Source organism: Shigella sp. SIG6, from assembly GCF_053555815.1.
In genome coordinates, this window is the sequence record NZ_JBQZXC010000226.1 from 1 (window position 1) to 2,756 (window position 2,756).

Sequence of the window (2,756 nt, forward strand, 5' to 3'; positions counted from 1 at the left end):
GATGCTCTCTCTTGGCGGTTACGCTGGGTATAAATATCTGGTGGTCGCCGCGGCGGTTAGCGTCTGGTGGTTAGGTATGGCTCTGCGCGGTTATAAAGTTGCTGATGACAGAATCTGGGCGCGCAAGCTGTTCGGCTTCTCTATCATCGCCATCACTGCCCTCTCGGTGATGATGTCCGTTGATTTTATGGTACCGGACTCGCATACGCTGCTGGCTGCTGTGTGGTAACAAAACCTCTCTATTAAAAAGGTGCTACGGCACCTTTTTTATTGTCTGAGATCAGAGATACGGCTAATAACCGTATCTCTTGACAGAGTGAGCAGATGCACATAAATTAATCATACGGTTGATAGCCGTATTATGTATGAGATCGACTCCCTACGATTTCATTCAGTTAATCAAAGAAGTCATAATGCTTGGAAAAACAGCCGCTCTATACGATGTCGATAAAACGCTGAAAAATGCGCGGGTCGAACTCAAAACTAGTCCCGACGCCAAAAACAAACTTCGTGAAGCTGCGCAAGCCGTTGGGGTAGATTTAAGCGCTTTTATTTTGAGCGCTGCTATGGAACGCGCCGAAAGTGTGCTTGATAACCAACGTCGCCGTGAGCTTTCGAATCAAAGCTGGGAACTGATGAACCAACTCATCGCTGAACCTGCTCAACCGACGCTCGCCCTCAAGGCGTTAATGAAAAGGAAAAACAGCGATGGTCGACAAGCATGAAGAGATTACTCTGTCCATAGTCCTCTCCTGTAATTATCAGTCTGATATTACTTATCCTGGGCAAAAACAGTTTGATTGCGGTAACCCTGTTATCGATAAATTTGTACGCGCATCGCTAAAGAAAAGTGTGCGTAATAGCGACTGTGCGGCTAAAGCACTTATTGACAGACAAAGTGGTGAACTGATTGGCATCTGTACTTTTACGGCATATTCGCTGGAAAGACAACGCGTTTCTGGCGTCCTTCAGGGTTCACAACCTTCAGAAATTGGTGTTGTCAGATTAGTCATGTTGGGGGGAGCGCGGAAGTATCAAAAGCGGGGCTTTGGTCAGGACCTACTATGTGATTTTTTTGAACATGTAAAAAAAATTCACCAGGCATTACCAATTAAAGGGGTTTATCTTGATGCTGACCCTGCCGCCATTAACTTTTATGCTCGTCTCGGCTTTGTTCAGCTTTCAGCGACACCAAATGCTTTTGGTGCTGTACCTATGTTTTTGGCGATTCAGCATATTCTCGCGGCTTAGATTATTATCGCCACCCGCCAGGGCAAGTTTTGCCTTAGCCGGGGGCTGAGCAGCGTTACCACTTTTGTTCAATTGCCCCCGCTTTCAGCAACTCCACATCCTTGCCGTTAATAGTTGCCGTTGCGGCAACGATTGTGGTCCTTACAGTTGCACAAGATTTTCGCTCAAATTCCGGTTTATAAAGAATAAGAGACGAATTACTGGTAAATGAACCAAATAGGTAATCAGTAAAGCTAATATTCAGCCGGTTTAAACCGAAAGGCGCGAAGCCAACCGTTTGGTTAATCTCCTTACCGGATGGGCGACGAATGCTGAATGTCACGCGAAGATTGGCCACTTCGCCTAATTTATTGGTGGTGGCGAAGAGGCTATCCATGCAGGAAAAACCTTTATCTAAAAAATTATCCCGCATCCCAGAACGGGTAACCGTGATCACGGGTAACGTATCCTCAACCGTTTTTCTGTCAATCATGTCTTTTCGACAAGTAGCCAGAAAGTCTTCCGGGCACCATAAATGTGGACACCTTTATCAAGGTATTCCTTCGCTTTCTTACAATCTACCTCAACATACTGACCATTGGCGTACATCATGCCCAACCTGGACCATGCTAAATTCATACCTTGCTGCGCGGCCTGATTAAATAGTGCATACGCTTTGGCATAATCCACCCGCACCTGCTCACCGTCGTAGTAGATACTCCCCAGCGCTAACGGAGCTTCTCTGTCACCTTGTTTAGCGGTTAACTCGAACCATTTAATCGCTTCCTGAACATCAGGTTTGGTATCATAGCGAGGCTGATAATATTCCCAGCCTAACAGGCTCTGCGCGTCGATATCTCCCGATTCAGCCATTTTATGCAGTGTATTTATAACATCGGGAGCAGATTTACCACCGTATATGCTGTCATACAATTCATGCGCTTTCTTACTTGCCACCACGCCTGATGAAACTATCAGCATTAAAGAAAATAATATTCTATTAGGCAACATAAAATATCTCTTATTTATCTTGTACCTGAATATGCTCTTCTTTTAATAAATCACGTTGTTTTCCATTCAGTATCGCTGTCGCAAATTTAATAGAATAAGTCAAATCATGAAAATCGCATAAATTACGATTATACATTGGGATGTCTATATAGCTTTTTCTTATATGACTGGAATTATTATACATATCCACACCGAGCGTATTCAAACTAAAAGGAGGGACAGAAAGAGTATATTCTTTACTCACTCCCTCCCCCCCCTTTTAGCTCAAGCGTCAACTGCAAATTAGTTATACTACTAATTTTATCTGCATTAATTTCAATACTGACATCGCATATTTTGGGTTTTTCATTTGCGTTAAAGCCATAGGTCTCGTAATGTTTTAACGTGATGTAAGGTAAAGTATCACCCTGTGTTTCTCGGGTTTTCTGATCTTGATTACAACGGGTTAAATATTCATCCTTATTGAATTTCATTGAATATTTCCCCGCACCTTTTTCGTAATAATCCCATACCTT

3 protein-coding genes and 3 pseudogenes are annotated in these 2,756 nt (G+C 43.4%); 3 read left to right on the forward strand and 3 right to left on the reverse strand.

What is annotated here, in order from left to right:
• The 3 genes and pseudogenes from ACUU1M_RS19635 to ACUU1M_RS19645 form a co-directional block, all read left to right on the forward strand.
• Positions 1–229, forward strand: a pseudogene (locus tag ACUU1M_RS19635) (heme o synthase); the annotation flags it as partial.
• Between the two features lie 184 nt (positions 230–413).
• The gene (locus ACUU1M_RS19640) at positions 414–725 is read left to right on the forward strand and encodes a type II toxin-antitoxin system TacA family antitoxin (protein WP_005072928.1); all 312 of its coding nucleotides are present in this window, start codon (positions 414–416) and stop codon (positions 723–725) included.
• Entirely contained in the window at positions 709–1,251 is a 543-nt protein-coding gene (locus ACUU1M_RS19645; protein ID WP_000227793.1) for a GNAT family N-acetyltransferase, read from the forward strand. Before ACUU1M_RS19640 ends, ACUU1M_RS19645 begins: the two co-directional genes overlap by 17 nt.
• Positions 1,252–1,306: 55 nt before the next feature.
• Here ACUU1M_RS19645 and ACUU1M_RS19650 read toward each other — a convergent pair.
• The 3 genes and pseudogenes from ACUU1M_RS19650 to ACUU1M_RS19660 form a co-directional block, all read right to left on the reverse strand.
• Positions 1,307–2,241 (reverse strand): annotated as a pseudogene (locus tag ACUU1M_RS19650) (tetratricopeptide repeat protein).
• A 10-nt stretch (positions 2,242–2,251) separates the two neighbouring features.
• A complete protein-coding gene (locus ACUU1M_RS19655) occupies positions 2,252–2,485 on the reverse strand; it encodes a hypothetical protein (RefSeq protein WP_449144760.1) in 234 nt (77 codons plus the stop codon).
• A pseudogene (locus ACUU1M_RS19660) lies at positions 2,478–2,756 on the reverse strand (sel1 repeat family protein); the annotation flags it as partial. The pseudogene ACUU1M_RS19660 and the gene ACUU1M_RS19655, both read right to left, overlap by 8 nt.

Bases quoted from the DNA above. Each gene is read 5' to 3' on its own strand.
- ACUU1M_RS19640 (WP_005072928.1), top strand. From the start codon at position 414: ATGCTTGGAAAAACAGCCGCTCTATACGATGTCGATAAAACGCTGAAA.
- ACUU1M_RS19645 (WP_000227793.1), top strand. From the start codon at position 709: ATGGTCGACAAGCATGAAGAGATTACTCTGTCCATAGTCCTCTCCTGT.